Genomic DNA, 17,691 nt, shown 5'->3' with positions numbered 1-17,691 from the left:
GCGTCAGGAGTGGGGCGGTGCCTTCGCCGCGGTCGCGAGCAGTTCGCGCAACGCGTCGACGACCGCGTCCTGGTCGAGCGTCGGGTCGTACAGGAGCCGGAGCTGCATCCCGTCGACGAGTGCCGAGATCAGCACCGAGAGCACCTTCGGGTCGAGGTTGCGCGGCACGCCGCCCGCGCGCTGGAGTTCGGCGAGCTCGCCGACGCCCAGCTCCTCGAGCCGCTGGTACCGATCGACGAAGAACTGGTGCGCGACGTTGGTGGGATCGGTCGCCTCGGCCGCGAGGCGGACGTAGAGCTCGGTGAGGCCGGTGTCCTTCGCCCGGGTCGTGATCGCCTCGCGGATCGTCTCGAACAGCAGCTCCGGCCCGACGTCCTGCGTAGCCTCGATACCCACCTCGTCGCGCCTGGCGAGCACGGCGGTCAGCAGCTCGTGCTTGCTCGCGAAGTGGTGGCCGACCCCGGTCTTGCTGAGGCCGGCCGCCTCGGCGATGGTGCGGATGGTCGCCGCGTCGTACCCGCTGCGCGCGATCGTCTCGAGCGCGACGTCGAGGATCTCCTCGCGCTTCGCGGCACCTTTCGGGTAGTTGCGACCGGCCATTGCGAAAGCCTATCGTCGCGTTCGGTCCGGTCTGCGGCGGACCCTCCGGGCAGGCGCGGACCGGCCGGACGCGGGCGCCCGGCCGGCGGCTCAGCGCGAGCCGAGCATCCGCAGCGCCAGCTCGACGTACTCGTCCGCGAGCTGCCCCGCAGCCAGGCCGCCGCCCGGTCGGAACCACTGGGCGACCCCGGTGCACATGGTCACGAGGGCGCGCACGGCGTCCCGCTCGTGCGCGACGTCGAACGCGCCGGAGCGCACGCCCGCCGCCACGATCTGCTCGAGCACGGCCTGCTGCCGGTCGCGGGCGGCGATGTGCTCGTCGCGCGCCGACGGGCCCAGCGCGCGGATCTCGGAGGCGGCGATGAACGCCAGGTCGCCGCGGTGGGCGTGGAAGAGCACGAGGCACTCGACGTGCGCCGCGAGCCGGTCGACGGGGTCGGACCCGGCCGTCGCATCGGCGGCGAGCGTCCGCCCGTACAGGTCGGCCATCGCGTGGCGCATGACCGCGACGAGCGTGTCCTCCTTGGACGGGTAGTGATGGTAGTACCCGGGAACCGACAGCCCCGCCCGCGCCGCGATCAGGCGCACGGTCGTGCCGTGGAAGCCGCTCTCGACGAAGCACTCCACGGCGGCGCGCAGGATCGGCGGGAGCGGGTCGTCCGAGTAGTCGCGCCAGTCGTCGATCGGCGCGACGTCACTCGCGGTCGGGTCTGCGATGGCCACGCCCGCCTCCTTGACATCCATCTGCTGGGTCATCCATAGTCTACAGGGCGACCGAGCGATCGCTCGGTCGGGCACGAGGAGGTGGCCATGGAGGCGGGACGAGCAGGGTCGACGACCGATCGCCCATGGCTCGGGAGCTACCCGGACCGGGTCGACCCCGAGCCGGTGCCGGAGCACGCGACCATCGTGGACGCGTGGCGAGCGCGGGTCGACGCCGATCCCGACGACATCGCCATCCACTACTTCGACGGCGTGCTCACGGCGGGCGAGGTCGACCGCGCCTCCGACGCACTGGCCGCGGCGATGCAGGACCGCGACGTGCGCGCCGGAGACCGCGTCGGCATCTACCTCCAGAACATCCCGTACTACCCGATCACGCTGCTCGCGCTGTGGAAGATCGGCGCCGTCGCGGTGCCCCTGAACCCCATGTACCGCCGGGCCGAACTCCGCCGGCTGGTCGACGATGCCGGGATCGTCGGGATCGTGGCGGCGCCGGTCGAGGCCGACGACCTGCTCGCGACGCTCGAGGCGAGCACGGTCGGGTGGGTGCTGTCGGCGTCGGATCGCGACTTCCAGACGACGGACGACGCGCGCGTGCTGGCCCCGCTCCCCGCGACGCCCCTGCCCGACGGCGACGTCGGCGAGCTGATCCGGCGACACGACGGCCGCACTCCTAGCCCCGTCGCGCTGCGGGGCGACGACCTCGCCTTCATCACGTACACCTCGGGCACGACCGGGCCCCCGAAGGGCGCGCTGAACTCGCACCGCAACTTCCTGCACGCGGCGATGAACTACGCCACCTGGGTGGCGCTCGCGCCGGGCGACGTCGTGCTCGCGATCGCGCCGCTCTTCCACATCACCGGGCTCACGCTCAACGCCGGCATCGCGCTGCTCAACCGGACCGCCCTCGTGCTCACGGCCCGCTACGAGCCGGGCGTCATCGTGCAGGCGATCGCCGACCATGCGGTCACGTTCACGATCGGCTCGATCACGGCCTTCAACGCCATGCTCACCGTGCCCTGGGCCACCGGCCGCCACTTCCGCTCGGTCAGGACGTTCTTCTCGGGCGGCGCCCCCATCCCGCCCGCGACCATCGCGACGTTCCAGGAGCGCTTCGGCCCCTACCTGCACAACGTCTGGGGCATGACCGAGACCACGGGCGGCGGCATCGCGGTGCCGTCCGGTCGGCTCGCCCCGGTGGACCCGTCCAGCGGCACGCTGTCGATCGGCGTCCCGATGCAGAACGTCGCCGTGCGGATCGTCGACGAGCACGGCGACCCGGTCCCCGCCGGCACCGAGGGCGAGCTCGAGTTCGACGCACCTCAGGTGGTGTCGGGCTATTGGAACAAGCCGGATGCCACGGCTTCGACCTTCCCCGGCGGGCGCCTCCGCACGGGCGACGTCGCGATCATGGACGACGACGGCTGGATCTACCTCGTCGACCGGCTGAAGGACCTCATCAACGCCTCGGGGTTCAAGGTCTGGCCGCGCGAGGTCGAGGACGTGCTGTACGCGCACCCTGCGGTGTTCGAGGCGGCGGTCGTCGGCGAGCCCGACGAGTACCGCGGCGAGACGGTCGTCGCCTACGTGTCGCTCGCACCCGGCAGCCGGGTCGAGCCCGAGGAGCTCATCGCGTTCTCGCGGGAGCGGCTCGCCGCCTACAAGTACCCGCGGAAGGTCTACGTCGTCGACGCGATCCCCAAGACCGCGACCGGCAAGATCCAGCGCGGCACAGTCCGCGCGGGTACCGCGGCCGCACGCCCCGGCACCGCATCCGACACCCGAGGAGCCCACACGTGAACGACACCGGAACACCCCGCCGCCTGGTCGGCCGCAGCGCGATCGTCACCGGCGGCAGCCGCGGCATCGGCCTGGCGGTCGCGCAGCGGCTGGTCGCCGAGGGGGCCCGAGTGCTCATCACCGGCCGCAAGCAGGAGTCGCTCGACGCCGCCGTCGAGACCATGCCCGCCGGCAGCGCGATCGCCGTGGCGGGCAAGGCCGACGACCCCGAGCACCGGGCCGCTGTGCTCGACACCGCGGCCGAGGCGTTCGGGGGCCTCGACATCCTCGTGAACAACGCCGGCATCAATCCGCTCTACGGGCCGCTCGAGGCGCTCGACCTCGACGGCGCGCGCAAGGTGCTCGAGGTGAACGTGGTCGCGACCCTCGCCTGGGTGCAGGAGGTCGTGCGGCACGCCGGGCTCCGCTTCCGCGAGCGGCACGGCTCGGTCGTCATCCTCTCGTCGGTCACCGGCCAGGTGCCGTCGGAGGGCATCGGCTGGTACGGCGTGAGCAAGGCGGCCAACGCCCACCTGACCCGCACCCTCGGCGTCGAGCTCGCCCCCGACATCCGCGTGAACGCGGTCGCGCCGGCGGTCGTGAAGACGACCTTCTCGCGTGCACTCTACGAGGGGAAGGAGTCGGATGTCGCGAGCGACTACCCGCTCGGACGGCTCGGCACGCCCGACGACGTGGCGTCCGCCGTGGCGTTCCTCGTCTCCGACGACGCCGCCTGGATCACGAGCCAGGTGCTCACGCTGGACGGCGGTCTGCTGACCGCGGGAGGGACCGCCTGATGGATGCCACCGAACTCGATGACCTCCGACTCGCCACCCGGGCGTTCGTCCGCGACGTGGTGATCCCCGCCGAACCCCGCCCGGGAGACCGGCTCGATCCCGACGTCCGCAGGGACCTGAACGTGCAGGCGAAGGCCGCCGGCGTGTTCGCGCCGCACGCGCCCGTCGAACTGGGCGGTCGCGGGCTCACGATCGACCAGTGGTCGCCGGTGCTCCAGGAGGCCGGGTACTCCCCCATCGGCCCGAGCGCACTCAACTGCATGGCGCCCGACGAGGGCAACATGCACATGCTCGAGCTCATCGCGACGCCCGAGCAGCAGGCACGCTACCTCGCGCCGCTCGTCGCGGGCGACATCCGCTCGTGCTTCGCCATGACCGAGCCCCACCCGGGAGCCGGGAGCGACCCGGCGGGGCTCCGCACGACCGCCACCAGGGTCGACGGCGGCTGGCGCATCGACGGCACCAAGCGCTTCATCAGCGGCGCCGACGGCGCCGCGTTCGCGATCGTCATGGCCCGAAACGACGAGTCGGATGCCGCGCCGGCGGGCGCGACGATGCTCCTCGTCGACGCGGACACCCCCGGCATGTCGCTCGGCGCGTCGATCCACACCATCGACCGGGCGATCGACGGCGGGCATCCGTTCGTGCACTTCGACGGCTGCGTGGTGCCCGACGACGCCGTGCTCGGCGAGCCCGGTCGCGGATTCGCCTACGCCCAGGTGCGGTTGGGTCCCGCGCGACTCACCCACTGCATGCGCTGGCTCGGACTCGCCCGCAGGGCGCAGGACATCGCGCTGGACCGCGTCGCGCATCGCGACCTGTTCGGCTCGCCGCTCAAGGACCTCGGCGTCGCGCAGGCGCTCATCGCCGACTCCACGATCGACATCGAGACCTCCGACGCCATCATCGCGAAGACCGCGGCCCTGCTGGTCTCCGATTCCCGTGCGGGCTCGGCGATGAGCTCGGTGGCGAAGGTGCACTGCTCCGAGGCGATCCACCGCGTGATCGATCGCGCGATCCAGCTCACGGGCGGCGACGGGGTCTCCGACGGCCTCCCCCTCGCGCAGTACCTCAACGAGGTGCGTCCGTTCCGCATCTACGACGGGTCGAACGAGACGCACCGGTGGGCGATCGCGCGACGCGCGTCGTCGGCACGCGCGCGGGCGGGCGAGCCACGCGCCGACGTGCTGCTGGAGCCGGTCGAGTGAGCCCGCTCGCCGACGCCGTCGAGGTCGTCGAGACCCACGCCGAGGCCGAGTCGCTGCCGCTCGCGCCGCTACTCGTGCTGGAGCCGCTGCGCCGCTACTTCGACGCCGCGTCGCTCGGCTCCGGCCAGCTCGCCTGGCAGCGCATCGGCGAGGGGCAGGCGAACCTGACGTACCTCATCCGGCGGGGCGACGAGTCGTTCGTGCTGCGTCGGGGGCCGAGGCCGCCGTATCCCCCGTCGGCGCACGACATGGTGCGCGAGGCGCGCATCCAGCGACTGGTGTCGCAGTTCGGCGTGCCGGTGCCCGAGATCGTCTCGGTCTGCGACGACGCGTCGGTGCTCGGCGTGCCGTTCTACGTCATGCGCTTCCTCGAGGGCGAGGTCATCACCGACGACATCCCCCCGGCCCTCGACGCGCCCGAGGAACGGCGCCGCACTGCCCTCGCCGCGGTCGACGCGCTCGTCGACCTGCACGCCATCGACGTCGCCGCCGGCGAGATCTCGGCGATCGGCCGCCCGGAGGGCTACCTCGAGCGGCAGGTCAGGCGGTTCTCGGCGATCTGGGACCAGGCGACCGAGCGTTCCGTGCCCGAGGTCCAGGAGCTGGGCGGATGGCTCGCCGCGAACCTCCCCGAGACGCAGCGGCACTCCGTGGTGCACGGCGACTTCCGGCTCGGCAACCTCATGTTCGAACGGAGCGCGCCGGCCCGCGTGGCCGCGATCCTCGACTGGGAGATGGCCACGCTCGGCGATCCGCTGGCCGACCTCGGCTACCTCACCGCCACCTACGCCGTGCCCGGAAGCTCCGCGACCCCGATCGAGCTGACCTCGGTCACGCGGTCGCCCGGCTACCCGACCCGCGACGAACTCGTCGCGCGCTACGCGGAGCGCACCGGCCTCGACGTCTCCGGCCTCGCCTGGTACCAGGCGCTCGCGCTCTGGAAGGCAGCGATCTTCTGCGAGGCCATCTACACGCGCTGGCGCAACGGCGAGCGCCCCGGCGACACGTTCGCCCCGACGCTCGAGGCCGGCATCCCCGCGATGCTCGCCGACGCGAAGCAGTTCGTCGACCTGGCGTGACGGCGGGGACCCGTCGCACTTGCGCACGGCGGCGGCTCGCCGGCCCGGATCACGACCGTACCGGCGCGGCGGTGGACTCGCGCACGACCAAGGAGGGCACGGGGAGCTCGGGCGGGGCAGGCGACTCACCACGGGTGACGGCATCGGCCAGAGCGTGTGCGGCCCGGCCGAGAGTGACGAAGTCCATGTGCACCGTCGTGAGCGAGGGAGTCCACAGTGCGGTGGAGGGGGCGTCGTCGAAGCCGACGATGCTGACGTCACGAGGTACGTCCAGACCGGCGTCGTACATCGCGCGGCGCACTCCCAGTGCGATGTCGTCGTTGCCGCAGAAGATCGCCGTCACGTCGTCGCGTGTCGCGAGCCGCCGCCCGGCTTCGTAGCCGTCCTGCAGGCTCCAGCCCGCGGAGATCACCTCGGGGATCGGCGCACCGCTCGCCCGCAGCGCATCCCTCCAGCCGGCCTGACGCCCCGCGGACGGGCGTTCGGGAGGGATGGCGACGCGATGGACGGTCGTGTGGCCGAGTTCGAGCAAGTAGGCGGTCGCGCGGGCGGCGGCGCTCCGTTCATCCAGCGAGAGTGCCGGACGACCGAGGTCGACGTGCCCCGGTTCGGCCACCACCACGACCGGCACCTCCGCCGGGATCTCGGCGAGGACGGCGAACGACGCGGGGTCGAAGCCGATGAGCACCACCGCGCCCGAACTGGGATCGCCCAAGTGTTCCACGACCCGCCGCACGTGGGAGGTCGACTCGGACTCCACCACGGTGATGCTGACCGTGTGCCCGGTACTGCGCGCACTCTCCTCGATACCGCGCAGCGTCCTCGCGTGGCCGTAGAGGCTGGTGTCGGCCGTCACGACCGTGACCGCGCCCAATCGACCGTAGTTGAGGGAGCGCGCCGCACGGCTGGGTCGGTAATCCAATCCCGCGATCGTGTCGAGCACCTTCCGCCGGGTCTCCGGCCGAACGTGAGGAGACTCGTTGAGCACCCGCGACACCGTCTGGTACGACACGCCGGCCGCCGTCGCGACGTCGCGGATGTTCGGCGCGTGATGACGTGATGCGGCCTGCGCGTCGTCCGGCTCGAGGTTCGCCACGGCAGCGATTGTGGCACGACGGTGCTGTTCGTGTCCTGTTGAACTCCCGACTGCCGTCATGCCGACCGCCACGCGCCGGTTCGACGAACGCCGGGTGGGGCGCTGCACATCTCCCGCCCCACCCGGCGCGCCGACGCGAACGGGATGCTCAGACGACCTCGAACGCCGCCGCGACCGACCCACCGTCGGGCAGCGTCGCGGTCACCTGCCAGCATGTGCCCGCCGGCTTCGGCGCCTTCCAGTTGTAGACGAAGGCCCCCTCCTCGGTGTCGTAGCGGAGGTCCGTCCCACCCGATGCCGCCGACGATGCGATGTCCTCGCCGACGACGGCTCCGGTGTCGCAGGACGCCTCCTTCACGGCGATCGAGACCTGCGCGGAGTCCACGACCTCGACGCCGTCGACGAACGCCTCGAACTTCACCGGTACGACGCGCCCGACCTTGACCCGCTGCAACGAGCCGTCGGTCCGCACCGGCTCCGCGAAGTCCGAGATGGACCGCACCGTCGTGCCCTGTGTGAGCGGCGACAGCGACAGCCAGTCGACATTGGGCGCCCAACCGTCGCTCCGATCGAACGTCAGCGCGCCGTCATCGGTGCTGAGCGTGAGCTCGGAGGTGACCGCCCAGAACCCGTTCCAGGTGTAGTTGTTGCGGTACGGCGACCGGGTCGTCGCTCCGCCCGCCTCGGTCGTGTCCATGAACCGGGTCACGATGTCGACGTTGTAGGGGTGGCCGAAGTTGCGCTCGTTCTGGGCGTACGCCACGTTCAGCACGTATTCCCCCGCACCGACACCGCCCGGACGATCCCAGGTCACGGATCCGTTCTGGCCGAGGTCGCCGACGAACTCGCCTCCCGAGGCCCAGCGACTGTCGTTGACGGCACTGCTGCCGGCGAGCGCGAGGTCCTCCGCCTCGGTCCTGACGGTGGCCGCATCCGCGTCCCGGTTCCGGATGGTTGCGAGCTCGGAGACGGCGACCGGAGTGGTCCCGGTGTTGGTCAGCTCAACCTGGTTGACGCCCCGGTGCAGGTACACCGTCGTCGCGACGGTGGACGCACCCGCGGGCACGGCACCCGCCTCGGTTCCGAGGTCGCGGTTCGAGAGCTCGACCTGCAGCTCACCGGCATCCGTCGCCATGCCCGTGCGCACCAAGTCGTAGTACCCGTCGGCCGGTGCGCCCAGGAAGAACTGCGCGGATGCGCCGGACCCCAGAGTCACCGGGCGAGCGGACCACGTGTGGTCGACTGAGACGTCTCCCGCCAGGCGTGCCTGCCACGCCGGGTAGTGCAGCGTATCGGGCTCGGGGACCGAGACATCCAGCCGGTCGAGCGTGATGTCGTAGTAGACGTCGAGCGGCCCGTCCTCGTCGGTTGCACGCAGGGAGACGGTGTGCGCGCCCTCGGTCAGCTCGACGGGGACCTCTGCGCGTGCACGGTACGTCCAGCCGAGTGTGGCGGAGTAGGTGACCCGCTGCGCGAACTCGTCGTCGATGTACAGCGCCTGCTGGCCCCAACTCGTGTTGGACCCGTGGATGATTCCCAGCTCGTAGGTGCCGCTCGCCGGCACCTCGATGTCGAATGTGACCCGCGACGAGGGGCGGTTGAACGCGCCGACGTCCATGAGATTGGACGCGGCATAGCTCCAGTCGCCCGTCTGCGAGAACGCCTGCGCATCGACGATCGCCGCGTCCTCCGCCTCGTACGAGGCGGACCAGACCGCATCCGGCGCGACCGGCCCATCGACGGACGCCGGCACGATGCTGACGCGGTACGCCGCCTGCTGGTTGGCCGGCACGACGACGGAGATCGCTCCGTCGATCACCTCCGAGCGCTCCACGGTGTCGACCCGGGGCGCTGAGGTCTCGCCCTCCTGACCGGTGAGGTCGGCGGTCTCGATGAGGACGTCGACCTCGTCTCCGAACACCGCCGCCGGGATGTTCTCGACGGTCAGCGTCGCTCCGAGCGGGTTGCCGCCGAGGAGGACGGTCGCGAGCTGCTTCGTCTCGTCGAGCGCCGCGAGGCCCTGCATGGTGTCGGGGCGCACGGCTTCGGGCGTGAACTCCACGGTGTGCCCGGAGAGGTCGGAGTACCACTTGGTCACCCACCACCCACCGTTGGCCATCTTGGTCTGGGCCGCGTGGTCGGACAGGTTTCCCGCATAGGTCCAGAAGGCCATGTCACCGTCGACCTTGGTGTCCTCGAACATGCTCAGCCACTGGATCAGACGGCCCGGGTTGCCCATGTCGTGGCGGTTGCCGTACTCATCGATGTTGATCGGGAGGGGGCCGATGCCGAGCCTGCGCTCGATCTCGCGGTACTCCTCGTAGTTCTCGCGGTACCCGGTCGCTCCGAGCGAGCCCGTACCGAGCTCGTGCCACGCCATGATGTCGGGGAGCGTACCGACCGCCTTCGCGTGCGTGAGCAGGTCCTCGACGCGGTCGGGGTGCCAGATCGCCTCGTTCGGGCCCACGATCAGCGCATCCGGGTCCATCTCCTTGATGACTGCGTAGGCCGCATCCCAGTCCTCGAGGAAGTTCTCCTTCTCGCCGCCGTTCCAGTTCTGGTACCAGATGCCGTCCGGCTCGTTGAACGGGACCCAGGCGAAGTCCTCCATCGGCAGGCCCGAGTCGATGACGGCCTGCATCTGCGTACGAATTCGGGGCAGGTAGTCCGCTTGGATGTCCGCCGGCTCCTGGTACGGCCACGAGCTGTAGACGTCCTGCATGTAGACGACCATCTGCTCGCCGCCGTTGTCGAAGAACGCGGCTGAGATGTCGAGCACATCGCCGTTCGGGTGCTGGTCGCCCGCTGGTGGCTTCTGCGCGAGCGTGCGCGGTCGCATCCCGGCGACCAGGTCGTCGCTCGGGACTCCGTCGTCGCTCATGCCGTAGAGGACGCCCGTGGCGCCGCCGTAGACCGCGCCCGTGTCGACCGCGAGGTCGACGCTCACGCTCGCGGGTCCATCGACGAGGTTCCGCTTCCAGAGTTGGTTGGGTGCACCACTGCACCACCAGATCGCGATCTCGGTGCCGTTCGTCGTCGTGGCCTGCCAAGCGTCGACGCAGAAGGCGCCGTCCCCGACATTCTGGATGCTGAGGTCGTCCCGGACGTTCCACTTCTGCAGGTCGGTGCCGTCGCACTCGGCGATGACCACGCGGGTGCCTGCACCTGGGGCGTCGCCGTCGACATCGAGACAGCGATCCCCGTAGACGCGCAGCTCCTGCTCGCTCGTCCACGTCCAGAGCTGGTTCTCGGCGCCCGTGCAATCCTGCAAGGCGACGACCGTGCCGGGCTCGCGCGTGGCGTCCGGCACATCGATGCACCTACTGCTGGCCACCCCCCGCAGCACCGTACCGTCGCCATCGACGGCAGTCGCGGGCGAGGCCGTCGCGACCCCGCCCACGCCGATGACGAGTGCCAGGAGCGCGGCAGCGGCCGCGCCCGTGCGAATACGACGTCTCAACGTCACGAGTGTCTCCCTTGACAGTCCGGATGGAGTTCGTCGACCGGCCATCAAGCATTGTGACTAGTCACACGGAAGTATCATCGCCGCGTCCCATGACGTCAACCCTTGGCGCGGAGAATTCTGAAATCGATATCACGGCTCGCGTGCACGACTGTCGTTCTGGACCGAGCAATCGGATGCGGCGCTGACCGCGACTGAATCGCGGGGTTGCGACGAAGCGCACGGGGTCGTCGCACTCCCGAAGCCCCCAGCGCCGATGAGTCCCGGCGGACCTCGACGAAGCGCTCGACCGTCGGGAACGGGCAGTAGAAGCGAATGTCGAGCGGATGCCCCTGGGCCGGCGCGCGCCGACGGTCAGTAGATCGTGGCGATGGTCGCCCGCACGTCCTTCATGAGCAGGTACAGGCATCGACGGGAGTCGGGCATCAGGGTGAAGCCCCAACGTACGTAGAAGGCGACCGCGTCGTCGTCGATCGCATCGACGACGATCGCCAGGGCGCCGACCGCGTCGGCCGCGGCAACGCAGCGCAGCATCGCATCCTGCAGCAGCGATGCCCCGAGCCCTCGCCCCTGATCGCGGGAGTCGACCGCGAGGCGGCCGAGGAGGATCACCGGGATCGGGTCCGGCGAGTTCCGGCGGAGTCTGGATGGCGCGCGGTCATGCACGAGCGCGTGCATCGCGACCGCGTAGTAGCCCGCGATGCGGTGCTCGCCGACCGCGCTGCTGACGAAGGTGCGCGACGACCCGTTGCGCTCGTTGCGTCGGGCGAGTCGGATGAGCCAGTCGTCGAGACTCGGCTCTCCGCAGTCGAAGCCGTCGAGTTCGTCATCGTCGTCGATCGGACGCGGACGGTGGAACACGTTCAGTCGACGAAGGCCGAGGGCCGCTTCAGCAGCTCCGCGAGCTGCGCGACCGGCCGCGCCGGCTGTTCGAGCCGGATGCTGAACTCCGCCCGGGCGAGGTCCGACATGCGGAGCTCGTGCTCGGCACGGATCACCTCTCGCGCCTGCTCGACCAGGAAGCTCACCGAGAAGTCGGTCACCGTGCGACCGGAGAGCTGAGCGGCCTGCTCGATCTCGGCCTTCTGCTCCTGGGTGAGGCGAAGCTCGAGTCGTTGGTTCTTCGCTGCGGCGGGCATGAGCACCAATGTACGGCAATATGCCGTACATTCCCAGTGCTGTCGCATTCGTCGCGTGTCCGTGGTTGTGGACAACCGCGGACGCCGCACGAGACGACGCGAGGATGCAAGGCATGACGCCGGAGCCGAGTCCATCACCCGTTGCACGGTTCCGAGAGCGGGTCGCACGTCTGCCGAGATGGGCCCGCCTCACCGCGATCGTGACGACGATCGCCGTCGTGCTCGTGGCCGTCGGCATCCCGGTGACCGCCGCAGCGATCGATCGGCACGAGCAGCAGGTCGCGCTCGAACTCGCGCAGCGTGAAGCCGCGGCCGAGCGGCTCGCTGCGGCCGAGGTCGCCGTGGCGGTCGCGGCGGTGAAGCAGGAGGCGCGTGCGTTCGACGCCGGATTCGAGGGCCTCAGCACCGAGTACGCCTCGGTGCTCGGCAGCGACGAGGCGACCGCATTCGAAGCGGCTCGCGCCGGCCTGGCCGAGGCGATCGCCGACGGCGGCGAAGCGGAGGTGTCGGCGGCGGTGCAGGACCTCACGGACGCGTTCGACGCGCTCCTGGCGAGCGTGGCCGGTCGGGTGGAGACGATCATCGACGCGAATCCGCTCGCCGATGAGACGTCGACGAGCGCGTTAACGACCGCACTCGACGGACTCGGCGACGCGGTCGATGCCTGGGTCGCGCTCGAACCCATCGCTGCGGCAGCGAGTGCCGTCGTCGCGTCGCAGGACGCCGCGGTGAAGGCAGCAGAGGCGGCCGCGGCGGCCGCGGCCGAGCGCCAGCTGGCGGCAGGTTCGTACAGCGGCGACGTGCCCATCGCGGGCGACGGGGTGCCGCCCAGCTACGTCCCGATGGGTTGGGGCGGCACTGAACCCGCCGTAATGGAGCTCGAGCCGGTGGGCGGGATCGACGGCTTCAACCACTGCGGCCCCGGCGACGCCGGGAAGACCCTGTACGTCGAGATGATGTGGGAGGCGCGCCCGGGCAACACGGTCGACATCTACTACGCCGTCACGAACGCCGACGTGCGCGCGACCTCCGGGTTCGTCCAGCTCGTGTCGAACGGTCCTGAGCGGGGAACGGTCATGGTCCCCAGGCCCTGCTCCGAGGACGAGGCCGAGGCGACCCTCCTCACCATCGACGCCTACGCGACGAACGAGTGGGGCACGTCGTACGCGTTGTCGTGGTCGGGTGTCTGATGCGCACCCGGGTCCGGCCTCCGGACGCCAGCCGTCACGTCTGACGTCTCCGGCTCGATCCGGCGCCTACCGACGGTCGGGCTCCAGCGGAGGACCCCCTCGCGGATCATCCCGCACGGCGACCACCACCTTCCCGAGCGCCTCGCCCCGGCCGTGCCGGGCCAGCGCCTCCGGCACGGCGTCGAGGCTGTATCGCCCGTCGATCGGAATCGCCAGCTCGCCCCGCGCGACCTGTTCGGCGACGGGCAGGAACGCGGCCGGTACCTGGTGCACGATCAGCACGCCGAGGCGTGTGCCGCTGACAACGCCGAGCAACGCTCCCACCGTGAGCATCCGCAGCACCGCGCGCGTGGTGCCGCCCACCACCACGCAGCGCCCGCCCGGCGCGAGGGCGCGGCGGTACGCGAAGATCGATCGTCGGGCGACCACATCGACGATGACGTCGAACGGGCCGCGGCGGGTGAAGTCGTCGCGGCGGTAGTCGATGACCTCGTCGGCGCCGAGCCGCCGCAGGAAGTCGAGCTTGCCGGCGTTGTCGACCGCCGTGACGTGCACGCCCTTCGCGACGGCGAGCTGCACCGCGAGGCTGCCGGAGCCTCCGCCCGCGCCGTTGAACAGCAATCGATCGCCCGGGCGCGCGAGCGAGACCGCGTACGTCGCGATGGCGGCGGCCTGGGGCAGGGCGGCCGCCTGGGCGAACGTGAGCCCGCGCGGGATCCGGACGACACTCGCGGCGGGCGCGGCGACGTACTCGGCGAACGTGCCGTATCGCGGCATGATGTCGCCGAACACCTCGTCGCCGACGGTGAAGTCCGTCACGTTCGCGCCCACCGCCGCGACTCGGCCCGCGACATCGGTGCCGAGGATGCGCCGACCGGCGCTCGGCCGCACCGGCCCCGCCATCCGGGCGTATGCGGGGTCGCCGCGCAGCCCCTCCCAATCCGAGAGGTTGACCGACGCCGCGACCACTTCGACGACCACGTCATCGGCACCCGGGTCGGGCCTCGGGACCTCCCGAAGCTCGAGCTCGTCGGGTGACCCGTACCGCTCGTACACCACCGCCCGCATGCAGCCATGATGGACCGATGCCCGGAGGATGGCCACCCGCACGACTCCGATTCGTGCCGACCGCTGCCAGCTCAGGCCCGGTGCACCTCGGCGAAGTGCTCGACCGTCGGGAACGGCTCGTAGAAGCCGTGCAGCAGTTCGCGCCAGCGCGCGTACTCGGGCGACCCGCGGAAGCCGACCTCGTGCGCCTCGACAGACTCCCAGTGCACGAGCAGCAGGTACGCGTTCGGCGACTCGATCGAACGCGACAGGCGCAGGTCGACGAACCCGGGCATCGACGAGATGATGCCGGATGCCTCGGCGAACGCCGCCTCGAACGCGGCCTCCCGGCCCGGAACGACGGACAGGATGGTGTGCTCGAGGATCATCGGGTCAGGCTATCGTCCGACGCGAGCGCGATCGAAGGCGCCGCTCCCGGGCCTGCCGGTCGGCCCAATAGGTCGGTCACGAAGGTCGATCGCACTCGCGGACTCGGTTCGTGCGCGAACCTGGGGTGGCGACATGCGGGAGTCGCAGTTCTCGGGCCTCCGGTGCGGGTCCTCGGCCATCGCGAGTGCTCTCGGTTGAGCGCCGCATCCTTCCTACTGCTTCGATCCAAGTGCGGCGTAGACGAGTGGGGCTCTGGGGTCGAAGCGCGGCTCTCGAGCCATCTCTACGGCGCGATGTGCGAGCGTACCGAAGTTGATGACACCAGCGCCGACGGCGAGTCCGATCATAAGGGCCGTGTCGGCGATAGCGACCGCAGTCGCACCTGTGAGCACTCCTGCAGCCACCGCCCCAAAACCGCGAAATGCCACTCTTGGCCACCTGCGCCTGTTCATTTGCTCGACGAGCTTTGCTACGTCATCCTCGATTGCACGGTTTACGTCCTTCAACTTGGCGACCTGAAGTTCTGCCGTCGGTTTGGCCGCAACATCCGCGAGCTGGCCGTCGAGGTAAACCCTGCAGCGACGAAGTTCCTCGTGGTACTTCTCTTTGAAATCGCGCAGCTCGTTTGGCGGCACGGGTCCGAGCGGAGTCGGCAGAGCTTCGTTCACGACCGCATACCGAAGTTCGGCCAGGCTTTGCGCAACAGGACGCTCGACGTTTCCCATCGCGGCAATCGACGCGGACCGATCAGTCACCGGCAGCGAGTTCTCCAGCTTCGCGCTCATGACTGCCGCAAGGTAAGCCATGTACTGCTCTGCCGTGGACGACTCGACCTCGTACCAAGTGGACCACTCTGGCCCGTGCGCGTAGGCAGCGAGACCTCGATCCTCCAACTCGCTGAAGAGCTCGTGCGAGACCTTGCCAGCGTGTATCAGCGAGCGCTTCTCAGCGGTATCAGGAATCTGGCGCTCGCCCAATACGCGGAGGAAGCCCTCGCTGAACGCGTCTTCGCGCACCTCCCAAATCTCGTTCTCCGGCTCGAGCAAGGTGAGGAGCCGAGCTTCTTGTAGCTCTCTCATGTACGGGTCGAGATTTTCTGGGTCGCTGATCATCTCTCTCGGCACAATTGTCGCCGCCTGGTCCCAATAGAGCAGCACCTGACTGAACCACGCTGATTGCGGAACGCGAATGTACGGAAAGTAGAGCGCGGTATCCACGGAACACCTCCGGCCCCGAATGAGGACGACCGGTGTCACCCTGCGGGTCGCCCGATGGGGATGAAGCTAGCAGTACGTGCGTTTCGGGTTCAAGTTTCGGGTTCAATAGGTCCACTCAGACATCGGCAAACGAGCGAACTTCATGTGCCGAGTTCGATGAGCGCGAACGAGGCAACACGGGTTAGCGGCAAGAACCGGACAAGAGAGCCGACACACGAAAACCCCCGCCTGAGCGGGGGTTCTTCACTGCTGGGGTACCTGGACTCGAACCAAGAACAACTGAACCAGAATCAGCCGTGTTGCCAATTACACCATACCCCAATGGCCCAGACCGCAGCCCGAACCCGGCTCGAACCGAAGCCCGAACCGACATGCAACTCTAGCCCAGACTCACGCCTCGGGCAAAACCGAGCGAACGAGCCGGGCGCGCCGCGCCCGCGCTCAGCCCGCGAGCTGCGCGCGCAGCCGCTCGATGCGCGCGAGCGAGTCGTCGCGGCCGAGGATCTGCATCGACTCGAACAGCGGCGGCGACACCCGCCGGCCCGAGATCGCGGTGCGCACCGCGCCGAACGCGAGGCGGGGCTTGAGTCCCAGCCCCTCGACCAGGGCACCGCGCAGCGCCTGCTCGATCTGGTCGTGGGTCCAGTCGGCCGCGGGGATGCGCACGAGCGCCTCCCCCGCCGCCGCGAGCGTCGCCGGGGCGTCGTCCTTCAGCGCACCGAGCGCGTCGTCGGCGTACGCCAGCCCGGCGGCATCCGTGAACAGGAAGCCCAGCATGCCGGGCGCCTCGCCCAAGAGCCCGATGCGCTCCTGCACGAGCGGCGCGGCCTCGGCGAGCACGGCCTCCTGCGCGGGCGCGATCGGCGTCTCGACGAGCCCGGCGGCCTCGAGGTACGGCACGGTGCGGCCGGCGAAGTCGGCGACGTCGAGCGCGCGCAGGTGGTCGCCGTTGATCGCCTCGGCTTTCTTCAGGTCGAAGCGCGCGGGGCTCGGGTTCACGTCGTGCACGTCGAACGCCTCGACGAGCTCGGCGCGGCTGAACACGTCGCGGTCGGCCGAGAAGCCCCAGCCGAGCAGCGCAAGGTAGTTCACGAGCCCCTCGGGAATAAACCCGCGGTCGCGGTGGTGGAACAGGTTCGACTCGGGGTCGCGCTTGGAGAGCTTCTTGTTGCCCTCGCCCATCACGTAGGGCAGGTGGCCGAACTGCGGCACGAACGAGGTCACCCCGATGTCGATGAGCGCGTGGTACAGCGCGATCTGGCGGGGCGTCGACGAGAGCAGGTCCTCGCCGCGCAGCACGTGGGTGATGCCCATGAGCGCGTCGTCGATGGGGTTCACGAGCGTGTAGAGCGGGGCGCCGTTGGGGCGCACCACGACGAAGTCGATGGTCGAACCGGCGGGGAACGAGATGTCGCCCCGCACGAGGTCGGTGAACGACAGGTCGGCGTCGGGCACGCGCAGGCGCAGTGCGGGCGAGCGGCCCTCGGCGCGGAACGCGGCCCGCTCGTCGTCGGTCAGGTCACGGTCGAAGTTGTCGTAGCCGAGCTGCTTCGGGCGGCCGTTCGCCTCATTGCGCGCGTCGATCTCCTCGGCGTTCGAGTAGCTCTCGTAGAGGTGGCCGGCCGCGAGCAGGCGCTCGATGATCTCGCGGTAGATCTCGCCGCGCTGCGACTGGCGGTACGGGCCGTGGGGGCCGCCGGTCTCGACGCCCTCGTCCCAGTCGAGGCCGAGCCAGGTCAGCGCGTCGATGAGCTGGCCGTAGCTCTCCTCGCTGTCGCGGGCGGCGTCGGTGTCCTCGATGCGGAACACGAAGGTGCCGCCGGTGTGGCGCGCGTACGCCCAGTTGAACAGCGCGGTGCGCACGAGGCCCACGTGGGGCGTGCCGGTCGGCGAGGGGCAGAACCGCACGCGCACGTCGGAGCCGGTGGCGGTCGAGAAGGGGTGGGAGGTGTCGCTCATCGCC

At 70.2% G+C, this 17,691-nt stretch carries 15 protein-coding genes and 1 tRNA gene; 5 read left to right on the top strand and 11 right to left on the bottom strand.

Features of this window, described 5'->3' with window-relative positions:
- Positions 1-3: 3 nt before the first annotated feature.
- Together QMG39_RS14155 and QMG39_RS14150 are read right to left on the bottom strand one after the other, a co-directional pair.
- Positions 4-600 carry a TetR/AcrR family transcriptional regulator gene (locus QMG39_RS14155; protein ID WP_281886079.1) on the bottom strand — a complete coding sequence of 199 codons (597 nt, stop codon included), beginning with the start codon at positions 598-600 and terminating at the stop codon, positions 4-6.
- A gap of 90 nt (positions 601-690) precedes the next feature.
- Positions 691-1,356: a TetR/AcrR family transcriptional regulator gene (locus tag QMG39_RS14150; protein ID WP_281886077.1), complete on the bottom strand. Its 666-nt coding sequence runs from the start codon at positions 1,354-1,356 to the stop codon at positions 691-693.
- A 54-nt stretch (positions 1,357-1,410) separates the two neighbouring features.
- Between QMG39_RS14150 and QMG39_RS14145 the strand changes: the two genes are divergently transcribed.
- From QMG39_RS14145 to QMG39_RS14130, 4 genes are read left to right on the top strand one after another with little or no spacing between them, the layout of a single operon-like run.
- On the top strand, positions 1,411-3,123 hold the full coding sequence (locus QMG39_RS14145) for a class I adenylate-forming enzyme family protein (RefSeq protein WP_281886075.1): 1,713 nt from the start codon (positions 1,411-1,413) through the stop codon (positions 3,121-3,123).
- A complete protein-coding gene (locus QMG39_RS14140; protein WP_281886073.1) occupies positions 3,120-3,899 on the top strand; it encodes an SDR family oxidoreductase in 780 nt (259 codons plus the stop codon). The genes QMG39_RS14145 and QMG39_RS14140 overlap by 4 nt, the downstream gene beginning before the upstream one ends.
- Positions 3,899-5,107 (top strand): acyl-CoA dehydrogenase family protein, encoded by a 1,209-nt coding sequence (locus tag QMG39_RS14135; RefSeq protein WP_281886071.1) that lies wholly within the window; start codon positions 3,899-3,901, stop codon positions 5,105-5,107. The genes QMG39_RS14140 and QMG39_RS14135 overlap by 1 nt, the downstream gene beginning before the upstream one ends.
- Positions 5,104-6,186, top strand: coding sequence for a phosphotransferase family protein (locus QMG39_RS14130; RefSeq protein WP_281886069.1), 1,083 nt, complete (start codon positions 5,104-5,106; stop codon positions 6,184-6,186). The genes QMG39_RS14135 and QMG39_RS14130 overlap by 4 nt, the downstream gene beginning before the upstream one ends.
- 49 nt (positions 6,187-6,235) lie before the next feature.
- Here QMG39_RS14130 and QMG39_RS14125 read toward each other — a convergent pair whose 3' ends face one another.
- The 4 genes from QMG39_RS14125 to QMG39_RS14110 form a co-directional block, all read right to left on the bottom strand.
- Entirely contained in the window at positions 6,236-7,282 is a 1,047-nt protein-coding gene (locus QMG39_RS14125; protein WP_281886067.1) for a LacI family DNA-binding transcriptional regulator, read from the bottom strand.
- A 148-nt stretch (positions 7,283-7,430) separates the two neighbouring features.
- Entirely contained in the window at positions 7,431-10,793 is a 3,363-nt protein-coding gene (locus QMG39_RS14120; RefSeq protein ID WP_281886065.1) for a PxKF domain-containing protein, read from the bottom strand.
- Between the two features lie 306 nt (positions 10,794-11,099).
- The gene (locus QMG39_RS14115) at positions 11,100-11,606 is read right to left on the bottom strand and encodes a GNAT family N-acetyltransferase (RefSeq protein WP_281886063.1); all 507 of its coding nucleotides are present in this window, start codon (positions 11,604-11,606) and stop codon (positions 11,100-11,102) included.
- A gap of 2 nt (positions 11,607-11,608) precedes the next feature.
- The gene (locus tag QMG39_RS14110; RefSeq protein ID WP_281886061.1) at positions 11,609-11,884 is read right to left on the bottom strand and encodes a type II toxin-antitoxin system TacA family antitoxin; all 276 of its coding nucleotides are present in this window, start codon (positions 11,882-11,884) and stop codon (positions 11,609-11,611) included.
- A gap of 200 nt (positions 11,885-12,084) precedes the next feature.
- On the opposite strand from QMG39_RS14110, the gene QMG39_RS14105 reads away from it, so the two are divergent.
- A complete protein-coding gene (locus QMG39_RS14105) occupies positions 12,085-13,074 on the top strand; it encodes a hypothetical protein (RefSeq protein WP_281886059.1) in 990 nt (329 codons plus the stop codon).
- Between the two features lie 66 nt (positions 13,075-13,140).
- On the opposite strand, the gene QMG39_RS14100 is transcribed toward QMG39_RS14105, so the two are convergent.
- From QMG39_RS14100 to gltX, 5 genes are all read right to left on the bottom strand, one after another.
- A complete protein-coding gene (locus tag QMG39_RS14100; RefSeq protein ID WP_281886057.1) occupies positions 13,141-14,142 on the bottom strand; it encodes an NAD(P)-dependent alcohol dehydrogenase in 1,002 nt (333 codons plus the stop codon).
- 71 nt (positions 14,143-14,213) lie between these two features.
- Positions 14,214-14,510 carry an antibiotic biosynthesis monooxygenase family protein gene (locus QMG39_RS14095; RefSeq protein WP_281886055.1) on the bottom strand — a complete coding sequence of 99 codons (297 nt, stop codon included), beginning with the start codon at positions 14,508-14,510 and terminating at the stop codon, positions 14,214-14,216.
- Positions 14,511-14,723: 213 nt separating this feature from the next.
- Entirely contained in the window at positions 14,724-15,728 is a 1,005-nt protein-coding gene (locus tag QMG39_RS14090; protein ID WP_281886053.1) for a hypothetical protein, read from the bottom strand.
- Between the two features lie 249 nt (positions 15,729-15,977).
- A tRNA-Gln gene (locus QMG39_RS14085) sits at positions 15,978-16,049 on the bottom strand.
- Positions 16,050-16,169: 120 nt separating this feature from the next.
- Positions 16,170-17,687, bottom strand: a complete 1,518-nt coding sequence (gene gltX / locus QMG39_RS14080) for a glutamate--tRNA ligase (protein WP_281886051.1) — start codon at positions 17,685-17,687, stop codon at positions 16,170-16,172.
- Positions 17,688-17,691 lie beyond the last annotated feature (4 nt).

It is taken from the genome of Agromyces rhizosphaerae, from assembly GCF_027925245.1.
In the GTDB taxonomy this organism is placed as follows: domain Bacteria; phylum Actinomycetota; class Actinomycetes; order Actinomycetales; family Microbacteriaceae; genus Agromyces; species Agromyces rhizosphaerae.
Note: the sequence above shows the minus strand (reverse complement) of the source record. Positions and strands in the feature narration are given on the sequence as shown.

Coding starts and splice junctions, on each gene's coding strand:
- QMG39_RS14155 (WP_281886079.1), bottom strand. CDS start 600: ATGGCCGGTCGCAACTACCCGAAAGGTGCCGCGAAGCGCGAGGAGATC.
- QMG39_RS14150 (WP_281886077.1), bottom strand. CDS start 1,356: ATGACCCAGCAGATGGATGTCAAGGAGGCGGGCGTGGCCATCGCAGAC.
- QMG39_RS14145 (WP_281886075.1), top strand. CDS start 1,411: ATGGAGGCGGGACGAGCAGGGTCGACGACCGATCGCCCATGGCTCGGG.
- QMG39_RS14135 (WP_281886071.1), top strand. CDS start 3,899: ATGGATGCCACCGAACTCGATGACCTCCGACTCGCCACCCGGGCGTTC.
- QMG39_RS14120 (WP_281886065.1), bottom strand. CDS start 10,793: ATGGCCGGTCGACGAACTCCATCCGGACTGTCAAGGGAGACACTCGTG.
- QMG39_RS14110 (WP_281886061.1), bottom strand. CDS start 11,884: ATGCCCGCCGCAGCGAAGAACCAACGACTCGAGCTTCGCCTCACCCAG.
- QMG39_RS14100 (WP_281886057.1), bottom strand. CDS start 14,142: ATGCGGGCGGTGGTGTACGAGCGGTACGGGTCACCCGACGAGCTCGAG.
- QMG39_RS14095 (WP_281886055.1), bottom strand. CDS start 14,510: ATGATCCTCGAGCACACCATCCTGTCCGTCGTTCCGGGCCGGGAGGCC.
- gltX (WP_281886051.1), bottom strand. CDS start 17,687: ATGAGCGACACCTCCCACCCCTTCTCGACCGCCACCGGCTCCGACGTG.